The 862-nt window shown below is 60.9% G+C and carries 1 protein-coding gene; it reads left to right on the top strand.

The window, feature by feature from the left end; translation table 11 throughout:
- Window positions 1–22: 22 nt before the first annotated feature.
- Window positions 23–862, top strand: an 840-nt coding sequence (gene crn3 / locus NW820_RS12890) for a CRISPR-associated ring nuclease Crn3/Csx3 (RefSeq protein WP_414407706.1), incomplete at its 3' end; no start/stop codon positions are given.

Below are 862 nucleotides of genomic sequence, written 5' to 3'. Positions count from 1 at the left end.
TCGCGCCAGCGGGACGGAGTCCTTGGACCCTCGAAGATCCCATTCTTCGGAACTGTCTTTTCAGGTCATCGAAATTGAGCTGACCCGACCGGATCGCCTGGTTTTTCCAGAGGATTTGGCTCAGCTTCAGCTGCCTGCCGGGATCAATGCCCAGCTGGGGGTGGTTCTGACGGGGCGGGCCCCCATTTGGCTGTATGGCTGGCTGGTGCATGAGTGCCACTTCACCCGTTGGGTGGCCTGTTATGACCCACGCTTGGGCGCGGTGGTGGTCTCCAGCCATACCCCCGAAGTGCGGGTGGGCCAGGTCATCCCCTGGGTGCAGGGAAGGCCGGGCAAGGCCTACGGCCCGCTGACGCGAACAGAATTGGCAGCGGCGGTGATGGTGGTGGGCCCCCCCGACAGTGGCAAAAGCCGTCTTGCCCGCGCCCTCTTCGAAGCTCTGCTGCCGGAGCATCCCGATATTTATCTGCAACGGGCCCATTGGGATGGGGAAGGCAATTGGACTTTAGACTTGCCACCAGAAGAGGCGAAGATCCTCAAGCACCAGTACCGGGGCTCTTTTACCCCCGAATTTTTCAGCTTCCATGCCCAGGCCATTCTGGCTTTGCGCCGGCAAAAGAGTTTGGTGATTGTGGATGTGGGCGGCAAGGTGGATCCGCAAAAGCAGCCGATCCTGGAAGCCTGCTCCCACTACCTGGTGGTCAGCCGGGATCCCGAGGCTATCCCTCTCTGGCACGAGTTTTGTCGAGACCGGGGCAATTTGCGCTGTGTGGCCATCCTGCACACCTCGCCCGGCCCTCCTCAAGTGCTCAAAGACTCACCTGAGTTGGAAATTCGCTGGGATCCCAACTCTCCTCCCCCC

Origin of the sequence: Synechococcus sp. R55.7 (genome assembly GCF_047461955.1) — a bacterium.
Lineage (GTDB): Bacteria > Cyanobacteriota > Cyanobacteriia > Thermostichales > Thermostichaceae > Thermostichus.
Note: the sequence above shows the minus strand (reverse complement) of the source record. Positions and strands in the feature narration are given on the sequence as shown.